Raw genomic sequence first — 20,576 nt, forward strand, 5'->3', positions numbered from 1 at the left:
TGAAAACGCCTGAAGGTCTGTGGAAGGATCCCTCTTGGTCGCCTCGAGCACCTCTAATAACGAAACCGCTAACACCGCCGACAGCACTGATGGTGCCACTCGCCGGCTCTCATTCGCAAAGATTCACGAACCCCTTGACGTTCCGAATCTGCTTGCCCTGCAGACGGACAGCTTTGACTGGCTGGTAGGCAATGAGCGCTGGCAGGCACGCGTGGCAAAGGCTGTCGAAGAAAACGATCTCAGCGTCGCCACCACGTCCGGCCTGTCGGACATCTTCGAAGAGATCTCCCCGATCGAGGACTTCCAGGGCACCATGTCCCTGAGCTTCTCCGATCCGGAGTTCGCTGACCCCAAGTACACCATGGCCGAGTGCAAGGACCGGGACGCAACGTACTCGGCTCCGCTGTACGTCAAGGCCGAGTTCATGAACAACAACACGGGCGAAATCAAGCAGCAGACCGTGTTCATGGGTGACTTCCCGCTGATGACCGAGAAGGGCACCTTCGTCGTCAACGGCACCGAGCGTGTCGTCGTCTCCCAGCTGGTCCGTTCGCCGGGCGCCTACTTCGAGCGCGCCGCCGACAAGACCAGCGACAAGGACATCTTCACCGCCAAGATCATCCCGTCCCGCGGTGCATGGTTCGAGCTCGAGATCGACAAGCGCGACCAGGTCGGTGTCCGCCTCGACCGAAAGCGCAAGCAGTCCGTCACGGTCCTGCTGAAGGCCCTGGGCTGGACCGAAGGCCAGATCCTCGAAGAGTTCGGCCAGTACGACTCCATGCGGGCAACCCTGGAGAAGGACGCCACCGAAACCCGCGAAGACGCCCTCCTGGACATCTACCGCAAGCTGCGTCCGGGCGAGCCGCCCACCGTCGAGGCTGCCCAGTCCCTGCTGGACAACCTGTACTTCAACTCCAAGCGCTACGATCTGGCCAAGGTTGGCCGCTACAAGATCAACCGCAAGCTGGGCATCGACCGCTCCCTTGGTGACAAGGAAGCCTCTGTCCTGCACGTTGAAGACATCGTCGCCATGATCAAGTTCCTCGTCGCGCTGCACGCCGGCGAGAAGACCATCAAGGGCACCCGCGATGGCCAGGAAGTGGACCTGCGCGTCGAGATCGACGACATCGACCACTTCGGCAACCGCCGCATCCGCGCCGTCGGCGAGCTCATCGAGAACCAGGTCCGCACCGGCCTGTCCCGCATGGAGCGCGTTGTCCGCGAGCGTATGACCACCCAGGACGTCGAGGCCATCACGCCGCAGACCCTGATCAACATCCGCCCCGTGGTTGCGGCCATCAAGGAGTTCTTCGGAACCTCCCAGCTGTCGCAGTTCATGGACCAGAACAACCCGCTCTCGGGCCTGACCCACAAGCGCCGCCTGTCGGCACTTGGCCCCGGTGGCCTGTCCCGTGACCGCGCCGGCATGGAAGTCCGCGACGTGCACCCGTCCCACTACGGACGTATGTGCCCCATCGAAACCCCTGAAGGCCCGAACATTGGCCTGATCGGTTCGCTGGCTTCCTACGGACGCATCAACCCGTTCGGTTTCATCGAGACCCCGTACCGGCTGGTCAAGGACGGCGTCGTATCCGACGACGTCCAGTACCTGACCGCCGACGACGAGGCAGAGGTCCTGATCGCCCAGGCCAACGCCCCGCTCGACGAGAACAAGAAGTTCGCCGAAGAGACCGTCCTGGTCCGTGCCCGCGGTGGTGGCGGTGAGCCCGTCCTGGTTCCGGCCGAGGACGTCGAGTTCATGGACGTTTCCCCGCGCCAGATGGTGTCCGTGGCTACGGCCCTGATCCCGTTCCTGGAGCACGACGACGCCAACCGCGCACTCATGGGTGCCAACATGCAGCGCCAGGCTGTGCCGCTGGTCCGTTCCGAGGCCCCCGTTGTGGGCACCGGCATGGAGCGCGCCGCCGCCGTCGACGCCGGTGACGTTGTCATCGCCAAGAAGGCCGGTGTGGTCACCGAGGTTTCCGCCGAGCTCGTCATCATGCTCAACGACGACGGCACCGAGACCAACTACCGCATCAACAAGTTCGCCCGCTCCAACCAGGGCAACTGCTACAACCACCGCGTCCTGGTCAACGAAGGCCAGCGCCTGGAAGTTGGCGGAATCATCGCCGACGGCCCGGCAACGGACCAGGGCGAGCTCGCATTGGGCAAGAACCTGCTCGTGGCATTCATGTCATGGGAAGGCCACAACTTCGAGGACGCCATCATCCTCTCGCAGCGCATCGTTGCCGAGGACGTCCTTTCCTCCATCCACATCGAGGAGCACGAGATCGATGCCCGCGACACCAAGCTTGGTGCCGAGGAAATCACCCGTGACATCCCCAACGTGTCCGAGGAAGTCCTGGCCGGCCTGGACGAGCGCGGCATCATCCACATCGGTGCCGAGGTTGAAGCAGGGGACATCCTGGTCGGAAAGGTCACCCCGAAGGGTGAAACCGAACTGACCCCGGAAGAGCGCCTGCTGCGCGCCATCTTCGGCGAGAAGTCCCGCGAAGTCCGCGACACCTCCCTGAAGGTTCCCCACGGTGAGTCCGGTACCGTCATCGGCGTGCGCGTCTTCGACCGCGACAATGACGACGAGCTGCCCCCGGGCGTGAACCAGCTGGTCCGCGTCTACGTGGCCGCCAAGCGCAAGATCACCGACGGCGACAAGCTCGCCGGCCGCCACGGCAACAAGGGTGTTATCTCCAAGATCCTTCCGATCGAGGACATGCCCTTCCTTGCCGACGGCACCCCCGTTGACATCGTCCTGAACCCGCTGGGTGTTCCGGGCCGTATGAACGTGGGCCAGGTGCTCGAAACGCACCTCGGCTGGGTTGCCAAGACCGGCTGGAAGATCGAAGGCGAGCCCGAGTGGGTCAAGCAGCTGCCGAACCTCCCGCGTGAGAGTGGTCCCACCACCGTTGCCACGCCGGTGTTCGACGGCGCCCGCGAAGAGGAAATCACGGGCCTGCTTGATTCCACCAACGTGACCCGCGACGGTGACCGCCTGATCAACTCCTCGGGCAAGACCCGCCTGTTTGACGGCCGCTCCGGCGAGCCGTTCCCGGATCCGATCTCGGTCGGCTACATGTACATCCTGAAGCTCCACCACCTGGTGGACGACAAGATCCACGCACGCTCCACCGGCCCGTACTCCATGATCACGCAGCAGCCCCTGGGTGGTAAGGCACAGTTCGGTGGCCAGCGCTTCGGTGAAATGGAAGTGTGGGCGCTCGAGGCTTACGGCGCCGCCTACACGCTCCAGGAACTCCTCACGATCAAGTCCGATGACATCCACGGTCGCGTGAAGGTCTACGAAGCGATCGTCAAGGGCGAGAACATCCCCGAGCCGGGCGTTCCCGAATCCTTCAAGGTCTTGATCAAGGAAATGCAGTCGCTGTGCCTGAACGTGGAAGTCCTTTCCACGGACGGAACCACAATTGAAATGCGTGACTCTGATGACGCAGTCTTCACGGCTGCGGAAGAACTGGGCATCGATCTGTCTCGCGCAGAGCCCAGCTCCGTAGAAGAGGTTTAGCAGGAGGTTTACGACGGCGGGTGACCACCCGCCGTCGTACGCCCCCTCCCTCATCCCGCACCAAGACTTCAGAATTTAGAGAACAAGAGAGAACAGGGACCATATGTCCAGCGAATCCTCCTTCGGCCTCATGCAGATCGGCCTCGCCACCGCGGAAGACATCCGCGGCTGGTCGTACGGCGAGGTTAAGAAGCCGGAAACCATCAACTACCGCACGCTCAAGCCCGAGAAGGACGGCCTCTTCTGCGAGAAGATCTTCGGCCCGTCCCGCGACTGGGAATGCTACTGCGGCAAGTACAAGCGCGTGCGCTTCAAGGGCATCATCTGTGAGCGCTGTGGCGTCGAAGTCACCCGCGCCAAGGTCCGCCGTGAGCGCATGGGCCACATCGAACTGGCCGCCCCCGTCACGCACATCTGGTACTTCAAGGGTGTTCCGTCCCGCCTGGGCTACCTCCTTGACCTGGCACCGAAGGACCTCGAAAAGGTCATCTACTTCGCTGCCTACATGATCACCAGCGTCGACGAAGCTGCCCGCCACGAGGAACTGCCCAACCTGCAGGTTGAGCACGACATCGAGAAGAAGCAGCTGATCGACAACCGCGACGCCGATATCGCCGCGATTGCCCGCGACCTTGAAGGCGAAATTGCCCGCCTCGAGGGCGAAGGCGCCAAGGCTGCCGACAAGAAGAAGGCCCGCGACTCCGCCGACCGCCAGATGGCCAACGTGCGCAAGCGTGCCGATGCCGACATCGAACGCCTCGAGCAGGTCTGGGACCGCTTCAAGAACCTGAAGGTCGCCGACCTCGAAGGTGACGAGGGCCTGTACCGCGAACTGCGCGACCGCTACGGCATGTACTTCGAAGGCTCCATGGGTGCCGAGGCCATCAAGAAGCGGCTCGAGAACTTCGACATGCAGGCCGAGTCCGACCTGCTGCGCGACGTCATCGCCAACGGCAAGGGCCAGCGCAAGACCCGCGCCCTGAAGCGGCTCAAGGTGGTCAACGCATTCCTGACCACCAACAACAGCCCGCTGGGCATGGTCCTCGACGCCGTCCCGGTGATCCCGCCGGAACTGCGCCCCATGGTCCAGCTGGACGGTGGCCGCTTCGCGACCTCCGACCTCAACGACCTGTACCGCCGCGTGATCAACCGCAACAACCGCCTCAAGCGCCTGCTTGACCTGGGTGCTCCGGAGATCATCGTCAACAACGAGAAGCGCATGCTTCAGGAAGCTGTTGACAGCCTCTTCGACAACGGCCGCCGCGGCCGCCCGGTCACCGGACCGGGCAACCGTCCGCTGAAGTCCCTGAGCGACATGCTCAAGGGCAAGCAGGGCCGCTTCCGCCAGAACCTCCTCGGCAAGCGCGTCGACTACTCCGGCCGTTCGGTCATCGTCGTCGGCCCGCAGCTGAAGCTGCACCAGTGCGGCCTGCCCAAGCAGATGGCCCTGGAGCTCTTCAAGCCGTTCGTGATGAAGCGCCTGGTTGACCTCAACCACGCCCAGAACATCAAGTCGGCCAAGCGGATGGTGGAGCGCTACCGCCCGCAGGTCTGGGACGTGCTCGAAGAGATCATCACCGAACACCCGGTGCTGCTCAACCGTGCACCTACCCTGCACCGCCTGGGCATCCAGGCGTTCGAGCCGCAGCTTGTTGAAGGCAAGGCAATCCAGCTGCACCCGCTGGTTTGTGGCGCGTTCAACGCCGACTTCGACGGCGACCAGATGGCAGTCCACCTGCCGCTGAGCCCCGAGGCGCAGGCTGAGGCCCGCATCCTGATGCTTTCCTCGAACAACATCCTGAAGCCCTCTGACGGACGCCCGGTCACCCTGCCTTCGCAGGATATGATCATCGGCCTGTACCACCTGACCACCAAGCGGAAGGGTTCCGCCGGCGAAGGCAGGATCTTCTCCTCCGTATCGGAAGCCATCATGGCCTTCGATGCACGCGAGCTTCACCTGAACTCGCAGGTCAAGATCCGGCTCGAAGGATTCGTTCCCTACGCCGGCTGGGAAGCCCCGGAAGGCTGGGAGCCCGGTCAGCCGGCACTCGTCCAGACCTCCCTGGGCCAGGTTGTGTTCAACCAGACCCTGCCCGAGGACTACCCGTGGGTTGAAGCCGTTGCCGACAAGGGCGAACTGTCCCGGATCGTCAACGACCTCGCCGAGCGCTACCCCAAGGTCGTCACCGCGGCAACGCTGGACAACCTGAAGGATGCCGGTTTCTACTGGGCAACCCGTTCGGGCGTCACCGTCGCCATCTCCGACATCGAGGTTCCTGCTGCCAAGCCGGAAATCCTTGCCGGGTACGAGGAACGCGCCGCCAAGATCCAGGGCCAGTACGACAAGGGCCTGATCGACGACGACGAGCGCCGCCAGGAACTGATCGAGATCTGGAACAAGGCAACCAACGACATCGCCACCGTGATGCGTGAGAGCCTGTCCCCGATGAACACCATCAACCGCATGGTGTCCTCCGGTGCACGTGGTAACTGGATGCAGGTCCGCCAGATCGCGGGTATCCGTGGCCTGGTGGCCAACCCGAAGGGTGAGATCATCCCGCGCCCCATCAAGTCCTCCTACCGCGAGGGCCTGTCGGTGCTGGAATACTTCATCGCCACGCACGGTGCCCGTAAGGGCCTGGCCGATACCGCACTGCGTACCGCCAACTCGGGTTACCTGACCCGTCGACTGGTGGACGTCTCGCAGGACGTCATCGTCCGTGAAGAGGACTGCGGCACCGAGCGCGGCCTGGTCACGCCCATCGCTGTCGCCGATTCCAACGGTGAGCTGGTCCTGGACGAGAACGTCGAGAACAGCGCCTACGCACGTACGCTGGCCGTCGACGTCGTCGACTCCGAGGGCAACGTCCTCGCAGCCGCCGGCACCGACTGCGGCGACGTCGTGATCGCTGAGCTCTTCAAGGCAGGCATCACCGAGGTCAAGGTCCGCTCCGTACTCACCTGTGAGTCCAGCGTCGGCACCTGCGCCCTGTGCTACGGCCGCTCGCTGGCCACCGGCAAGACCGTGGACATCGGCGAGGCCGTTGGCATCATCGCCGCACAGTCCATCGGTGAGCCCGGTACCCAGCTGACCATGCGTACGTTCCACACCGGTGGTGCTGTTTCCGCCGGCGGTGGCGACGACATCACCCAGGGTCTGCCCCGTATCCAGGAGCTCTTCGAAGCCCGTACTCCGAAGGGTGTCGCGCCGATTGCTGAAGCAGCCGGCCGCATCACCATTGAAGAGTCCGAGCGCCAGATGCGCCTTGTCATCACTCCGGATGACGGAACGGAAGAGATCGCCTACCCGGTCCTCCGCCGTTCACGCCTGCTGATCGAAGACGGCGACCATGTCGCCGTTGGCCAGAAGCTGATCAACGGTCCGGTGGACCCCAAGCAGGTCCTGCGCATCATGGGTCCGCGTGCGGCACAGAAGTTCCTCGTGGACGAAGTGCAGGGCGTGTACCGCAGCCAGGGCATCGGTATCCACGACAAGCACGTCGAGGTCATCGTCCGCCAGATGCTGCGCCGCGTCACTGTCATCGAGTCCGGCGAATCGGACCTGCTGCCCGGCGAACTCGCCGAGCGCAGCCGCTTCGAAGACGCCAACCGCCGCGTTGTGTCCGAGGGCAAGACTCCGGCTTCCGGACGTCCTGAACTCATGGGCATCACCAAGGCGTCGCTGGCCACCGAGTCCTGGCTGTCCGCAGCTTCCTTCCAGGAGACCACCCGCGTCCTGACGCAGGCGGCCATGGAAGGCAAGAGCGATCCGCTGCTCGGCCTCAAGGAGAACGTCATCATCGGTAAGCTGATCCCGGCCGGCACGGGTCTCCCGCGCTACACCGAGGTCACCGTGGAGCCCACTGAGGAAGCAAAGGCCAACCTGTTCACCGGCCCCAGCGCGTTCAGTGACTTCTCGTACGACACCCTGGGTGGTGACGGAGCTCCCGAGTTCCACGCCATCCCGCTGGACGACTACGACCTGGGCAACGACTTCCGGTAACCACTGACGGTTGACGCCTGACCAAGGGATGGTCCCGCACCGCAAGGTGGGGGACCATCCCCGTTTAACCATGGTGGGAGGCCCGATTAAGGCATGGGGCCCGTCCATGCTAGACTTGTTACCAATTGTTATTGTGGCAGTGGATGAGTGCGCCGGTATCAGCTGAAAAGCTGGACCAGAGCGACGTTTCCGGTTTGCAGGGTTCTTGTGCAACGTATGCCACATTTTTGCATGCCTAGGGAACTGCAGGAATGTACGTTTCGATCCCGGTGTGCGATCCGACTATTAAGGCTTCGCCTTCGCCGCCATGGAGATTCCCTTCAGGGCCCGGGCGGCGGGGCAACGCAACAAGAGAGTGGCCGGAAACAGCCACTCCGGATAAAACGGAGAACACGAGAGTGCCTACGATTAACCAGCTGGTCCGTAAGGGCCGCACGCCTAAGGTCTCAAAGACCAAGGCTCCCGCGCTTAAGGGCAGCCCCATGCGCCGCGGTGTTTGCACCCGCGTCTACACCACCACCCCGAAGAAGCCGAACTCGGCTCTGCGTAAGGTGGCACGTGTGCGCCTCAACGGCGGCGTGGAAGTTACCGCCTACATCCCCGGTGTTGGCCACAACCTGCAGGAGCACTCCATTGTGCTCGTTCGCGGTGGTCGCGTGAAGGACCTCCCGGGTGTCCGCTACAAGATCGTCCGTGGCGCCCTCGATACCCAGGGTGTGAAGAACCGTAAGCAGGCCCGCAGCCGCTACGGCGCAAAGATGGAGAAGAAGTAATATGCCTCGCAAGGGTCCGGCCCCCAAGCGGCCGCTCGTTTCGGATCCGGTTTACGGTTCCCCGCTGGTAACCCAGCTCATCAACAAGGTGCTCGTTGACGGCAAGAAGTCCACGGCAGAGCGCATTGTCTACGGTGCACTCGAAGGCGCACGCGCCAAGTCCGGCGGCGACCCCGTTGCAGCCCTGAAGAAGGCCATGGACAACGTCAAGCCGTCCCTCGAGGTCCGCTCCCGCCGTGTCGGTGGCGCCACCTACCAGGTTCCGGTTGAGGTCAAGCCGGGCCGCTCCACCGCACTCGCCCTGCGGTGGCTGGTTGGCTACTCCAAGGCCCGCCGTGAAAAGACGATGACCGAACGTCTCCAGAACGAAATCCTGGATGCGTCCAACGGTCTCGGTGCCGCTGTGAAGCGTCGCGAAGACACCCACAAGATGGCCGAGTCCAACAAGGCCTTCGCACACTACCGCTGGTAATACTCCCCGGACGCCGCCGGCTCAACCGAGCCGGCGGCGAACGTGTAGTCCATCCCAAAAGGAGACCCCGTGGCACAGGACGTGCTTACCGACCTTAGCAAGGTCCGCAACATCGGCATCATGGCCCACATTGATGCCGGCAAGACCACCACCACCGAGCGCATCCTGTTCTACACGGGTGTGAACCACAAGATCGGCGAAACGCACGACGGCGCTTCGACCACTGACTGGATGGAACAGGAAAAGGAACGCGGCATCACCATCACGTCTGCCGCCGTGACCTGCTTCTGGGAAAACAACCAGATCAACATCATCGACACCCCCGGCCACGTGGACTTCACGGTTGAGGTTGAGCGCTCCCTGCGCGTCCTCGACGGTGCAGTCGCCGTCTTCGATGGCAAGGAAGGCGTTGAGCCCCAGTCCGAGACCGTGTGGCGCCAGGCTGACAAGTACAACGTTCCGCGTATCTGCTTCGTCAACAAGATGGACAAGCTCGGTGCTGACTTCTACTTCACCGTGGACACCATCATCAGCCGCCTCGGTGCGAAGCCGCTGGTCATGCAACTGCCCATCGGTGCCGAGAACGACTTCATCGGCGTCGTCGACCTGCTCTACATGCGTGCCCTGGTTTGGCCGGGCGACGCCAAGGGCGACGTGACCATGGGTGCCAAGTACGAGATCCGCGAGATCCCGGCAGACCTCCAGGAAAAGGCTGAGGAATACCGCGCGAACCTCGTTGAGACCGTCGCTGAGTCTTCCGAGGAACTCATGGAGAAGTACCTCGAGGGCGAAGAGATCTCCATCGACGAACTCAAGGCCGGCATCCGCAAGATGACCATCGCTTCCGAGCTCTACCCGATCTTCTGCGGCTCCGCCTTCAAGAACCGCGGCGTCCAGCCCATGCTGGACGCGGTCGTTGACTACCTGCCGAACCCGCTCGACGTTCCCCCGATGGTCGGCCACGACCCTCGCGACGAAGAGAAGGAACTGACCCGCAAGCCTTCCGCTGAAGAGCCGTTCTCGGCCCTGGCGTTCAAGATTGCGGCCCACCCCTTCTTCGGCCAGCTCACCTTCATCCGCGTGTACTCCGGTCACGTGGAAGCAGGCGCCCAGGTGGTCAACTCCACCAAGGGCAAGAAGGAGCGCATCGGCAAGCTGTTCCAGATGCACGCCAACAAGGAAATGCCCGTTGAGGGCGCTACCGCCGGCCACATCTACGCAGCCATCGGCCTGAAGGACACCACCACCGGTGACACCCTGTGCGATGCCAACAACCAGATCGTGCTCGAGTCCATGAGCTTCCCGGAGCCCGTGATCTCGGTTGCCATCGAGCCGAACACCAAGGGTGACCAGGAGAAGCTCTCCACGGCCATCCAGAAGCTCTCCGCTGAGGACCCCACCTTCCAGGTGTCCCTCAACGAAGACACCGGCCAGACCATCATCGCCGGCATGGGCGAGCTCCACCTGGACATCCTGGTGGACCGCATGCGCCGCGAGTTCAAGGTTGAAGCCAACGTTGGCAAGCCGCAGGTTGCTTACCGCGAAACCATCAAGCGCGCCGTCGAACGCCACGACTACACGCACAAGAAGCAGACCGGTGGTTCGGGTCAGTTCGCAAAGATCCAGATCGCCATCGAGCCGCTGGACACCGCCGAAGGCGAGCTGTACGAGTTCGAGAACAAGGTCACCGGTGGCCGCGTTCCCCGCGAGTACATCCCGTCTGTTGACGCGGGCATCCAGGATGCGCTGAACGACGGCGTCCTGGCCGGCTACCCGGTTGTCGGCATCAAGGCCACGCTGATCGATGGCGCGTACCACGATGTTGACTCCTCGGAAATGGCGTTCAAGATCGCCGGACGTATGGCTTTCAAGGAAGCTGCACGCAAGGCGAACCCTGTCCTGCTTGAACCGCTGATGGATGTCGAGGTCCGCACCCCTGAGGAATACATGGGTGAAGTTATCGGTGACATCAACTCACGGCGTGGCCAGATGCAGTCCATGGAAGATGCACAGGGCGTCAAGGTCATCCGTGCGCACGTCCCGCTGTCCGGCATGTTCGGCTACATCGGTGACCTGCGCTCCAAGACCCAGGGCCGTGCTGTTTACTCCATGACGTTCAACAGCTACGCCGAGGTCCCGAAGGCAGTTGCCGACGAGATCATCCAGAAGTCCCGCGGCGAATAGTCCCTCCGGACTCTCGCAGCGAAAACCTCGGTTGCGCTGTCCGTCCTTGGACAGTGCGGCCGGTGCAGGCGGCCGGCCGGCCGGATTCGTCCGGCTGGTTCCGGCCCCTGCACGAACAGGCTCAGGGGATTAGTATTAGTTCCTGAATCTGCAATTTCACCAATCCAAAGCCCCCCAAGTAGACTTGCCTGAGTTCTACCGCGATAAGCGCGGCTGGAGGGCAAGCTATTTGAAAACGTTCTAGGAGGAACCTGTGGCAAAGGCAAAGTTCGAGCGGACTAAGCCGCACGTCAACATCGGCACCATTGGTCACGTTGACCACGGTAAGACGACGCTGACGGCCGCCATTTCCAAGGTGCTGTACGACAAGTACCCGGATCTCAACGAGAAGCGTGACTTCGCGTCGATCGACTCTGCACCCGAAGAGCGTCAGCGCGGTATTACCATCAACATCTCCCACGTGGAGTACCAGACCGAGAAGCGTCACTACGCACACGTTGACGCCCCCGGCCACGCTGACTACATCAAGAACATGATCACCGGTGCTGCCCAGATGGACGGCGCAATCCTCGTGGTTGCCGCTACCGACGGCCCGATGGCTCAGACCCGCGAGCACGTTCTGCTCGCCCGCCAGGTTGGTGTTCCGTACCTGCTGGTCGCCCTGAACAAGGCTGACATGGTCGACGACGAAGAACTGCTCGACCTGGTCGAAATGGAAGTTCGTGAGCTCCTGAGCTCGCAGGGCTTCGATGGCGACAACGCTCCGGTTGTCCGCGTTTCAGGCCTGAAGGCACTGGAAGGCGACCCCGAGTGGGTCAAGTCCGTTGAGGACCTGATGGCTGCCGTCGACGAGTCCGTTCCGGACCCCGTACGTGACCGCGACAAGCCGTTCCTGATGCCGATCGAGGACGTCTTCACCATCACCGGTCGTGGCACCGTTGTTACGGGCCGCGCCGAGCGTGGAACCCTCGCCATCAACTCCGAGGTCGAGATCGTCGGCATCCGCCCGGTCCAGAAGACCACGGTTACCGGTATCGAGATGTTCCACAAGCAGCTCGACGAAGCATGGGCCGGCGAGAACTGTGGCCTGCTGCTCCGCGGTCTGAAGCGCGACGATGTCGAGCGTGGCCAGGTTGTCGTCAAGCCGGGTTCCATCACCCCGCACACCGACTTCGAGGCCAACGTCTACATCCTCTCCAAGGACGAAGGCGGACGTCACAACCCGTTCTACTCCAACTACCGCCCGCAGTTCTACTTCCGCACCACGGACGTAACCGGCGTTATCACCCTGCCCGAGGGCACGGAAATGGTTATGCCTGGCGACAACACTGAGATGACCGTTGCGCTCATCCAGCCCATCGCCATGGAAGAGGGCCTCGGCTTCGCTATCCGCGAAGGCGGCCGCACCGTTGGTTCGGGACGCGTTACCAAGATCATCAAGTAGTACTTGCTGAACTGAAGGACAGCCCCGCTGCAGAAGCAGCGGGGCTGTCCTTTTTCGTTAAAGGCCCCCTGATACTGTTGCAGCACTGAAAGGAGACCATCATGGGCTGGCTTATCTTCCTCATCATCGCGGTGGCCGTCGTGGCCGGGGTGTTTTGGGTCAAGCGGAACTTCCGGCACGAAATCGACCGGGCAAAGCGGATCAACAGGGCAAACAAGAACCAGTAGTGCCGCGGGCACCTCAATCTCGAAGGCATGCCTTAGTCCTACTTTTCGGTACACCTAAATTCGCGGTATCCTCGTCCTATTGACGCCCCGACGACGAGGACACGTGATGGCTGTTTCAACATTGGCGGCTGAATCCGCTTCCACCAAGGGCTGGTCGCGCCTCCTGCTGCTCGGTCCGGCCTTCGTGGCGGCAATTGCATACGTTGATCCCGGGAACGTGGCGGCGAACCTGACGGCCGGGGCAAACTTCGGTTACCTGCTTGTCTGGGTGCTGGTAGTTGCGAATGCCATGGCGGTGCTGATCCAGTACCAGTCCGCCAAGCTGGGCCTTGCCACCGGCATGAGCCTGCCGGAGATCCTGGGCAAGCGCTTGGGAACCGGGCAGCGGCGTGCCTTTTGGGTGCAGGCTGAGATCGTTGCCGGTGCTACAGACATGGCAGAGGTCATTGGCGGAGCTGTCGCCCTCAACCTGCTGTTCGGCCTTCCGCTGCTCACGGGCGGAGTGATCATTGGATTGGCGTCCATGCTGCTGCTGGGACTTCAATCGCACCGGAGCCAGAAGTCCTTCGAACTCGCCATCCTGACCCTGCTCGGCCTGATCGCCGTTGGCTTCGTATCAGGGCTGTTCGTTGCCCCGCCGGACGCGGGCGGGGCCCTCGCCGGCCTCGTGCCACGGTTTGGCGGGACCGACACCGTCCTGCTCGCCGCCAGCATGCTCGGGGCCACTGTCATGCCACACGCGATCTACCTGCACTCAGCCCTGGCGCGGGACCGTCACGGTTTCTCCGAAGATCCCGTTATCAGGACGCGGCTGATCAGGGCAACCCGGCTGGACGTCGCCGGAGCGCTGCTGCTGGCCGGCATCGTCAATATTGCCATGCTGCTGCTGGCCGCCACGAGCCTCCGCGGAGTGGAGGGGACGGACACCATCGCCGGGGCGCACGCGGCCGTGACGTCGGCACTGGGGCCGGTTATCGGCGTCGTATTTGCCGTGGGACTCCTGGCCTCCGGCCTGGCGTCCACCTCGGTAGGGTGCTATGCCGGGGCCACGATCATGGGCGGCCTGCTGAAAGTGCGGATTCCGCTGCTTGTCCGCCGCACCGTCACCCTGATCCCGGCCCTGCTGGTCCTGGGCGCCGGCATTGAACCTACCCTGGCCCTGGTCCTCAGCCAGGTCCTCCTGAGTTTCGGTATCCCGTTCGCGCTCATCCCGCTGATCCGCCTCACCGGGAGCCGCAAGGTCATGGGCATCCATGCGGACTCGGCGGCGCTCCGGATCGCAGGCTGGACCAGTGCCACACTGATCGTGGGCCTGAACTGCGTACTGATCGTGCTGACGGCGCTGGGGCGCCAGTGACCCTTTAGGGACGGGCCGTGTGGTCCTGCCGGCTGCCGCGGGCCCGGGACAACGCCTGGTACCAGTAGAAGGAACGCTTGGGTGTCCGCTCCAGCGAGTCGAAATCCACATGCACCAGGCCAAAGCGCTGGGAGTATCCGGCGGCCCACTCGAAGTTGTCCATCAGCGTCCACACATAGTAGCCCCGCAGATCCACGCCTTCTGCGACGCCGCCGGGCGAGGTGGCCTCCAGGGCTGCCCCCAGATGGGTTGCGAGGTACGCCACCCGGTCCGTGTCCTCCAGGGTCTCCGTAACGCGGTCCGGTTCCGGGAAGCTCGCGCCGCCTTCGGTGATGTATACCGGCGGGAGGGATTGCCCGTACCGGTCCCGCATCTCCTGCAGCAGGACACCCAGATGCTCCGGCGCGACGGGCCAGCCGAAGCCGGTGCTGCCGTACTCCGGGTAACCCGCCTCGTGGAAGGGCAGCTTCGCCAACTCCTGGTGCATGTCCGCAGGTAAGGGGGTGATGCCCGGCCCCAGGGCCACTTTGACCGGGAAATAGTAATTGAGGCCGTAGAAGTCCAGCGGCTGGTGGATGGTCCTCAGGTCGGCATCGGAAATCCTGCCAATGGAGCGCAGCCACGGCCTCGCATACAAGGGCAGGGACGGGTAGCGCCCCAGCAGGACTGGATCGGCGTAGAGCCTGTTCATCAGCAGGTCGTACATATGCGCCACCAGCCGGTCGCCGATCTTCCGGGTGGCAGGCCTGACGGGGGAGTGCAGGTTGGTCAGGCCGACGCCGCCCGCTACGCCGGCTGCCCGCAGGGCCTGCACGCCAAGTCCATGCGCCAGGAGTTGGTGGTGGATGGCGGGGAGGGCGTCGAACATCAGGCGGCGTCCCGGCGCGTGGACTCCCAGCGCGTATCCATTGAGGGTGACCGACACGGGCTCGTTGAGTGTCACCCACTGGTCAACGCGATCGCCAAACCGCTCACCGGCGGCGCGTGCGTACTCGCCGTACCGCTCAGCGGTATCCCGGTTCAGCCAGCCGCCGCGGTGTTCCAGCGGCAGGGGGGTGTCCCAGTGGTACAGGGTGGCCATGGGGGAGATGCCGGCCTCAAGGAGCTGGTCGATCAGGCGGTCGTAAAAGTCCAGGCCCTCAGCGTTGAAGCTGCCCTGGCCATCAGGCTGGATGCGCGGCCAGGACAGTGAGAACCGGTAGGAGTCAACGCCCAGCTCCTTGAGCAGTCCAACATCTTCCGGCAGCCGGTTGTAGTGGTCGCACGCCACTGCGGGGGAGTGGCCGTCAATGATGGCGCCGGGTTTCTCCGCGAAGGCGTCCCACCCCGAGGGCCCGCGGCCTCCTGCCGTCAGCGCGCCTTCTATCTGGAACGCCGCGGCGGCGACGCCAAGGGTGAACGACGGCGGCACGCGCCCGGCCAGTTGCGTCACCGATTCAGTGCCTTCCAGGGTCATGCACCTATCATCCAGCCGGTTTCATGCCACTGCAATGGGATCTCAGGGGGCGAACGGAAGGCCAATTCGCATCTGCCGGGCTTTTCCGGCATACTAGATGAGTTGTTCAAGCGCTTCTTCGTGTCCCGATCCGGATAATGCCGGGTGCAGGGTCCAAGCTGAAGACCAAACATAACCCACCCCCAAGGAACTGCGGATTCATATGCGCGCCCAGCGCGACACGCCCGACCGCGGGGGTCGGTTACGCCGGCAAGGTGAGGAACCCGGATTTATCCGGATTCAGTTTGTGCGGCGGATGGTGGTTACGACCTCAAATGCTTCGGCAGCCATACAACGAGTAAGTGAACAGGGCAGCCCTAATCCGGGGAAGCACAGACTGAAAGAGAGTCAGGCGACATGGCGGGACAAAAAATCCGCATCCGGCTGAAGTCATACGACCACGAGGTCATTGACGTTTCAGCACGGAAGATCGTTGAGACGGTCACGCGCGCAGGCGCAACGGTAGTTGGCCCCGTGCCGCTGCCCACGGAGAAGAACGTTTACTGCGTTATCCGCTCTCCGCACAAGTACAAGGACAGCCGCGAGCACTTTGAAATGCGCACGCACAAGCGTCTTATCGACATCATCGATCCCACGCCGAAGGCTGTCGACTCGCTCATGCGTCTCGACCTGCCGGCTGACGTGAACATCGAAATCAAGCTGTAGGGAGGTGCTGAGAGACTATGACCGCAACCCGTAACGTAAAGGGCCTGCTGGGCACGAAGCTCGGCATGACCCAGGTCTGGGACGAGAACAACAAGCTCATCCCCGTCACTGTGGTCCAGGCAGACTCGAACGTCATCACCCAGCTGCGCAACGCAGAAGTTGATGGCTACGTCGCCGTTCAGATCGGCTACGGCCAGATCGATCCCCGCAAGGTCACCAAGCCGCTGGCTGGTCACTTTGAAAAGGCAGGCGTCACGCCTCGCCGCCACGTCGTCGAACTTCGTACCGCAGATGCTGCCGAGTACGAGCTGGGCCAGGAGCTCTCCGTAGAGCTCTTCGAAGCCGGCCAGAAGATCGACGTCGTCGGGACCACCAAGGGTAAGGGCTTCGCCGGTGTTATGAAGCGTCACGGCTTCCACGGCGTTGGAGCTTCCCACGGTGCCCACAAGAACCACCGTAAGCCCGGTTCAATCGGTGGCGCATCCACCCCGAGCCGCGTCTTCAAGGGCATGAGAATGGCCGGCCGCATGGGCGCCGTTCGTCACACCACGCTGAACCTCACCGTTCACGCGGTCGACGTCGAGAAGTCGCTGCTCCTGATCAAGGGTGCCGTTCCCGGTGCCCGCGGCCAGGTCGTCTTCGTACGCACCGCCGTGAAGGGAGCCTAGTTCAATGGCTAACACTGTCCAGGTTGACCTGCCTGCAGAGATCTTCGACGTTCAGACCAACGTGCCGCTGCTGCACCAGGTTGTCGTTGCCCAGCTCGCTGCTGCCCGCCAGGGAACCCACAAGACCAAGACCCGCGCTGAAGTTTCCGGTGCAGGACGCAAGCCGTTCAAGCAGAAGGGCACCGGCCGCGCCCGTCAGGGTTCCATCCGTGCCCCCCACATGACCGGCGGTGGCATTGTCCACGGTCCCACCCCGCGTGACTACAGCCAGCGCACCCCCAAGAAGATGATTGCTGCTGCACTGCGCGGCGCACTCTCTGACCGGGCCCGCAACGGTCGCATCCACGTTGTCGCAGAACTGGTTGAAGGCACCAAGCCGTCCGCCAAGACCGCCCTGGCAACGCTCCGCGGTGTTTCCGACCGCAAGAACCTGCTGGTCGTCATCGAGCGCGATAACGACGTTGCCGCACTGTCCGTGCGCAACCTCGCCGGCGTTCACGTTCTGTACGCAGACCAGCTGAACACCTACGACGTTCTCGTCTCCGATGACGTTGTCTTCACCAAGGCTGCCTACGACGCATTCGTTGCCGCCAAGGCAGCTAAGAACGAGGAGGATGCCAAGTGAGTGCAGCCACCATCAAGGATCCCCGCGACGTCGTGCTTGCACCCGTCGTGTCGGAAAAGAGCTACGGCCTGATCGACGAGGGCAAGTACACCTTCCTGGTGGACCCCCGTTCGAACAAGACCGAGATCAAGCTGGCCGTGGAGAAGATTTTCTCCGTCAAGGTCGAATCGATCAACACCATCAACCGTGCCGGTAAGCGCAAGCGCACCAAATTCGGATGGGGTACCCGCAAGAACACCAAGCGTGCGATTGTCACCCTCAAAGAAGGCACCATCGACATCTTCGGCGGTCCGCTCGCGTAGCGGAGACCACTTTAACGAGGAAATAAATTATGGGAATCCGTAAGTACAAGCCGACTACCCCGGGCCGTCGTGGCTCGAGCGTAGCGGACTTCACCGAAATTACGCGGTCGACGCCGGAAAAGTCGTTGGTACGTCCGCTGCCCAAGAAGGGCGGCCGTAACAACTCCGGCAAGATCACCACCCGTCACAAGGGTGGTGGACACAAGCGCCAGTACCGTCTGATCGACTTCCGTCGCCACGACAAGGACGGCGTCAACGCCCGCGTTGCCGAAATCGAGTACGATCCGAACCGCACGGCCCGCATCGCCCTCCTGCACTACGTTGATGGCACCAAGCGTTACATCATCGCCCCCAACAAGCTCGCCCAGGGTGACGTTGTTGAGGCAGGTGCCGGTGCTGACATCAAGCCCGGTAACAACCTGCCGCTGCTCAACATCCCGGTGGGTACTGTCATCCACGCAGTTGAACTGCGCCCGGGTGGCGGCGCCAAGATGGGCCGCTCCGCCGGCGCATCCATCCAGCTTGTTGCCAAGGAAGGCCGCTTCGCCCAGCTGCGTCTGCCTTCCGGCGAAATCCGCAACGTTGACGTGCGCTGCCGCGCAACTGTCGGCGAGGTTGGCAACGCCGAGCAGTCGAACATCAACTGGGGCAAGGCCGGCCGTATGCGGTGGAAGGGCGTTCGCCCGACCGTCCGTGGTGTCGCCATGAACCCGGTTGACCACCCGCACGGTGGTGGTGAGGGTAAGACGTCCGGTGGACGTAACCCCGTCAACCCGAACGGTAAGCGGGAAGGCCGCACCCGCCGCCCCAACAAAGAGAGCGACAAGCTTATTGTGCGTCGCCGTCGTACTGGCAAGAACAAGCGATAGGAGCCTGGACACATGCCACGCAGCCTGAAAAAAGGTCCTTTCGTTGACCAGCACCTCTTTGTGAAGGTAGCCAGGGAAAACGAAAAGGGCACCAAGAACGTCATCAAGACCTGGTCCCGCCGTTCGATGATCATCCCCGACATGCTCGGACATACGATCGCCGTACACGACGGACGCAAGCACATCCCGGTGTTTGTCACTGAGTCGATGGTCGGGCACAAGCTCGGCGAATTCGCTCCCACGCGGACATTCCGCGGCCATGTCAAGGACGACCGTAAGGGCAAGCGCCGCTAGGCGCCTGCGTTTACGTCAAAGACGAGAGAAGGAAAGCAATGGAAGCCAAGGCAATTGCGCGCCACATCCGCGTAACGCCTATGAAGGCCCGGCGCGTCGTCAACCTTGTTCGTGGATTGCAAGCGAATGAGGCTCTGGCAATTCTGAAGTTTGCCCCGCAGGCAGCTTCGGAGCCGGTATTCAAGGTAGTTCAGTCAGCAATCTCCAACGCCCGGGTCCTCGCGGACCGCGACGGCGTGGCGTTTGACGAAGGCGACCTCATCATCAGCGAAGCGTTTGTTGATGAAGGCCCGACCATGAAGCGGTTCCAGCCGCGTGCCCAGGGTCGTGCATTTCAGATCAAGAAGCGCACCAGCCACATCACCGTGGTAGTCGCTACCCCGGAGAAAGAGGAGGCTCGCTAAGTGGGACAGAAAGTAAACCCGCACGGGTTCCGACTCGGCATCACCACCGATCACGTATCGCACTGGTTCGCTGACAGCACCAAGGCCGGACAGCGGTACAAGGACTTCGTTCGCGAAGACATCCGCATCCGCCAGCTCATGTCCACGGGCATGGAGCGCGCCGGCATCGCCAAGGTCGAGATCGAGCGCACCCGTGACCGTGTCCGCGTGGACATCCACACGGCCCGCCCGGGTATCGTCATCGGCCGCCGTGGAGCAGAAGCAGACCGCATCCGCGGCGAGCTCGAAAAGCTCACCGGCAAGCAGGTCCAGCTGAACATCCTCGAGGTCAAGAACCCCGAAATGGAAGCCCAGCTCGTGGCCCAGGGCGTTGCAGAGCAGCTGACTTCCCGCGTGGCATTCCGCCGTGCGATGAAGAAGGCCATGCAGTCCGCACAGCGTGCAGGTGCCAAGGGCATCCGTATCGCCTGCTCGGGCCGCCTGGGTGGCGCTGAAATGTCCCGCTCGGAGTTCTACCGCGAAGGCCGTGTGCCCCTGCACACCCTCCGCGCGAACATCGACTACGGCTTCTACGAAGCCAAGACCACCTTCGGCCGCATCGGTGTGAAGGTTTGGATCTACAAGGGTGACGTCACCGCCAAGGAACTGGCCGCACAGGCCGCTGCTGCACCGTCCCGCGGTAGCCGTGGCGACCGTCCCGGCCGTCCGGGTGGCGCTGACCGCGGTGACCGCCGCCGTCGTAACGACCGCCCGGCCGCTGACGCAGCTCCTGCTGCCGAAGCACCGGCAGTTGAAGCAGCACCCGCTGCTGCAGAAGGAGGACAGGCTTAAATGCTTATCCCACGTCGAGTAAAGCACCGTAAGCAGCACCACCCGGGTCGTTCCGGCGCTGCTACGGGCGGTACCCAGGTCTCCTTCGGTGAGTACGGCATCCAGGCACTGAGCCCGGCATACGTCACCAACCGTCAGATCGAGTCCGCTCGTATCGCCATGACCCGCCACATCAAGCGTGGCGGTAAGGTCTGGATCAACATCTACCCGGACCGTCCGCTGACCAAGAAGCCCGCCGAAACCCGCATGGGTTCCGGTAAGGGTTCACCGGAATGGTGGGTCGCCAACGTCAAGCCGGGTCGGGTTCTCTTCGAACTCTCCGGTGTCAATGAAGAGGTAGCTCGCGAGGCCCTGCGCCTGGCAATCCACAAGCTGCCGTTGAAGGCACGCATTGTGCGTCGCGAGGGTGGTGAATAGA

General features: G+C 62.9%; 18 protein-coding genes. 17 read left to right on the forward strand and 1 reads right to left on the reverse strand.

All coding sequences use genetic code 11. The annotated features are described in order from the left end of the window. Positions 1–34: 34 nt before the first annotated feature. From rpoB to NIBR502771_RS10835, 8 genes are all read left to right on the forward strand, one after another. Positions 35–3,544 (forward strand): DNA-directed RNA polymerase subunit beta, encoded by a 3,510-nt coding sequence (rpoB, locus tag NIBR502771_RS10805; RefSeq protein WP_141159759.1) that lies wholly within the window; start codon positions 35–37, stop codon positions 3,542–3,544. 103 nt (positions 3,545–3,647) lie between these two features. Further along, positions 3,648–7,547: a DNA-directed RNA polymerase subunit beta' gene (locus NIBR502771_RS10810; protein WP_141159760.1), complete on the forward strand. Its 3,900-nt coding sequence runs from the start codon at positions 3,648–3,650 to the stop codon at positions 7,545–7,547. Between the two features lie 398 nt (positions 7,548–7,945). Continuing rightward, positions 7,946–8,320: a 30S ribosomal protein S12 gene (gene rpsL, locus NIBR502771_RS10815; RefSeq protein WP_009358312.1), complete on the forward strand. Its 375-nt coding sequence runs from the start codon at positions 7,946–7,948 to the stop codon at positions 8,318–8,320. A 1-nt stretch (position 8,321) separates the two neighbouring features. Next, positions 8,322–8,792 carry a 30S ribosomal protein S7 gene (rpsG, locus tag NIBR502771_RS10820; protein ID WP_003803829.1) on the forward strand — a complete coding sequence of 157 codons (471 nt, stop codon included), beginning with the start codon at positions 8,322–8,324 and terminating at the stop codon, positions 8,790–8,792. Positions 8,793–8,861: 69 nt separating this feature from the next. Beyond that, positions 8,862–10,976: an elongation factor G gene (gene fusA, locus NIBR502771_RS10825; RefSeq protein ID WP_141159761.1), complete on the forward strand. Its 2,115-nt coding sequence runs from the start codon at positions 8,862–8,864 to the stop codon at positions 10,974–10,976. Between the two features lie 253 nt (positions 10,977–11,229). Further along, positions 11,230–12,420: an elongation factor Tu gene (gene tuf, locus NIBR502771_RS10830; protein ID WP_141159762.1), complete on the forward strand. Its 1,191-nt coding sequence runs from the start codon at positions 11,230–11,232 to the stop codon at positions 12,418–12,420. A 101-nt stretch (positions 12,421–12,521) separates the two neighbouring features. Then, on the forward strand, positions 12,522–12,647 hold the full coding sequence (locus NIBR502771_RS21125) for a hypothetical protein (RefSeq protein WP_256371453.1): 126 nt from the start codon (positions 12,522–12,524) through the stop codon (positions 12,645–12,647). Between the two features lie 106 nt (positions 12,648–12,753). Next, on the forward strand, positions 12,754–14,004 hold the full coding sequence (locus NIBR502771_RS10835; RefSeq protein ID WP_141159763.1) for an Nramp family divalent metal transporter: 1,251 nt from the start codon (positions 12,754–12,756) through the stop codon (positions 14,002–14,004). 4 nt (positions 14,005–14,008) lie between these two features. On the opposite strand, the gene NIBR502771_RS10840 is transcribed toward NIBR502771_RS10835, so the two are convergent. After that, complete coding sequence (locus NIBR502771_RS10840; RefSeq protein ID WP_141159764.1) at positions 14,009–15,460, reverse strand: GH1 family beta-glucosidase; 1,452 nt, start codon at positions 15,458–15,460, stop codon at positions 14,009–14,011. 396 nt (positions 15,461–15,856) lie between these two features. Here NIBR502771_RS10840 and rpsJ point away from each other — a divergent pair, with 396 nt between their 5' ends. The 9 genes from rpsJ to rplP are packed head-to-tail and all read left to right on the forward strand — an operon-like array spanning position 15,857 to position 20,575. Beyond that, the gene (gene rpsJ, locus NIBR502771_RS10845; protein ID WP_003803825.1) at positions 15,857–16,165 is read left to right on the forward strand and encodes a 30S ribosomal protein S10; all 309 of its coding nucleotides are present in this window, start codon (positions 15,857–15,859) and stop codon (positions 16,163–16,165) included. A 17-nt stretch (positions 16,166–16,182) separates the two neighbouring features. Next, positions 16,183–16,833 (forward strand): 50S ribosomal protein L3, encoded by a 651-nt coding sequence (gene rplC / locus NIBR502771_RS10850; RefSeq protein WP_141159765.1) that lies wholly within the window; start codon positions 16,183–16,185, stop codon positions 16,831–16,833. 4 nt (positions 16,834–16,837) lie between these two features. Beyond that, positions 16,838–17,458, forward strand: coding sequence for a 50S ribosomal protein L4 (gene rplD, locus NIBR502771_RS10855; RefSeq protein ID WP_141159766.1), 621 nt, complete (start codon positions 16,838–16,840; stop codon positions 17,456–17,458). Next, positions 17,455–17,760 (forward strand): 50S ribosomal protein L23, encoded by a 306-nt coding sequence (gene rplW / locus NIBR502771_RS10860; protein WP_011692807.1) that lies wholly within the window; start codon positions 17,455–17,457, stop codon positions 17,758–17,760. The genes rplD and rplW overlap by 4 nt, the downstream gene beginning before the upstream one ends. Before the next feature lie 29 nt (positions 17,761–17,789). Beyond that, positions 17,790–18,629: a 50S ribosomal protein L2 gene (gene rplB, locus NIBR502771_RS10865; RefSeq protein WP_141159767.1), complete on the forward strand. Its 840-nt coding sequence runs from the start codon at positions 17,790–17,792 to the stop codon at positions 18,627–18,629. A gap of 12 nt (positions 18,630–18,641) precedes the next feature. Further along, the gene (gene rpsS / locus NIBR502771_RS10870; protein ID WP_003803803.1) at positions 18,642–18,923 is read left to right on the forward strand and encodes a 30S ribosomal protein S19; all 282 of its coding nucleotides are present in this window, start codon (positions 18,642–18,644) and stop codon (positions 18,921–18,923) included. Between the two features lie 38 nt (positions 18,924–18,961). Then, complete coding sequence (gene rplV, locus NIBR502771_RS10875; protein ID WP_009358304.1) at positions 18,962–19,327, forward strand: 50S ribosomal protein L22; 366 nt, start codon at positions 18,962–18,964, stop codon at positions 19,325–19,327. Further along, positions 19,328–20,158, forward strand: a complete 831-nt coding sequence (gene rpsC / locus NIBR502771_RS10880; RefSeq protein WP_141159768.1) for a 30S ribosomal protein S3 — start codon at positions 19,328–19,330, stop codon at positions 20,156–20,158. After that, on the forward strand, positions 20,159–20,575 hold the full coding sequence (gene rplP, locus NIBR502771_RS10885) for a 50S ribosomal protein L16 (RefSeq protein ID WP_043454603.1): 417 nt from the start codon (positions 20,159–20,161) through the stop codon (positions 20,573–20,575). It begins immediately after the preceding gene. The last annotated feature ends 1 nt before the right edge of the window (position 20,576 follow it).

It is taken from the genome of Pseudarthrobacter sp. NIBRBAC000502771, assembly GCF_006517215.1.
In the GTDB taxonomy this organism is placed as follows: Bacteria; Actinomycetota; Actinomycetes; order Actinomycetales; family Micrococcaceae; genus Arthrobacter; species Arthrobacter niigatensis.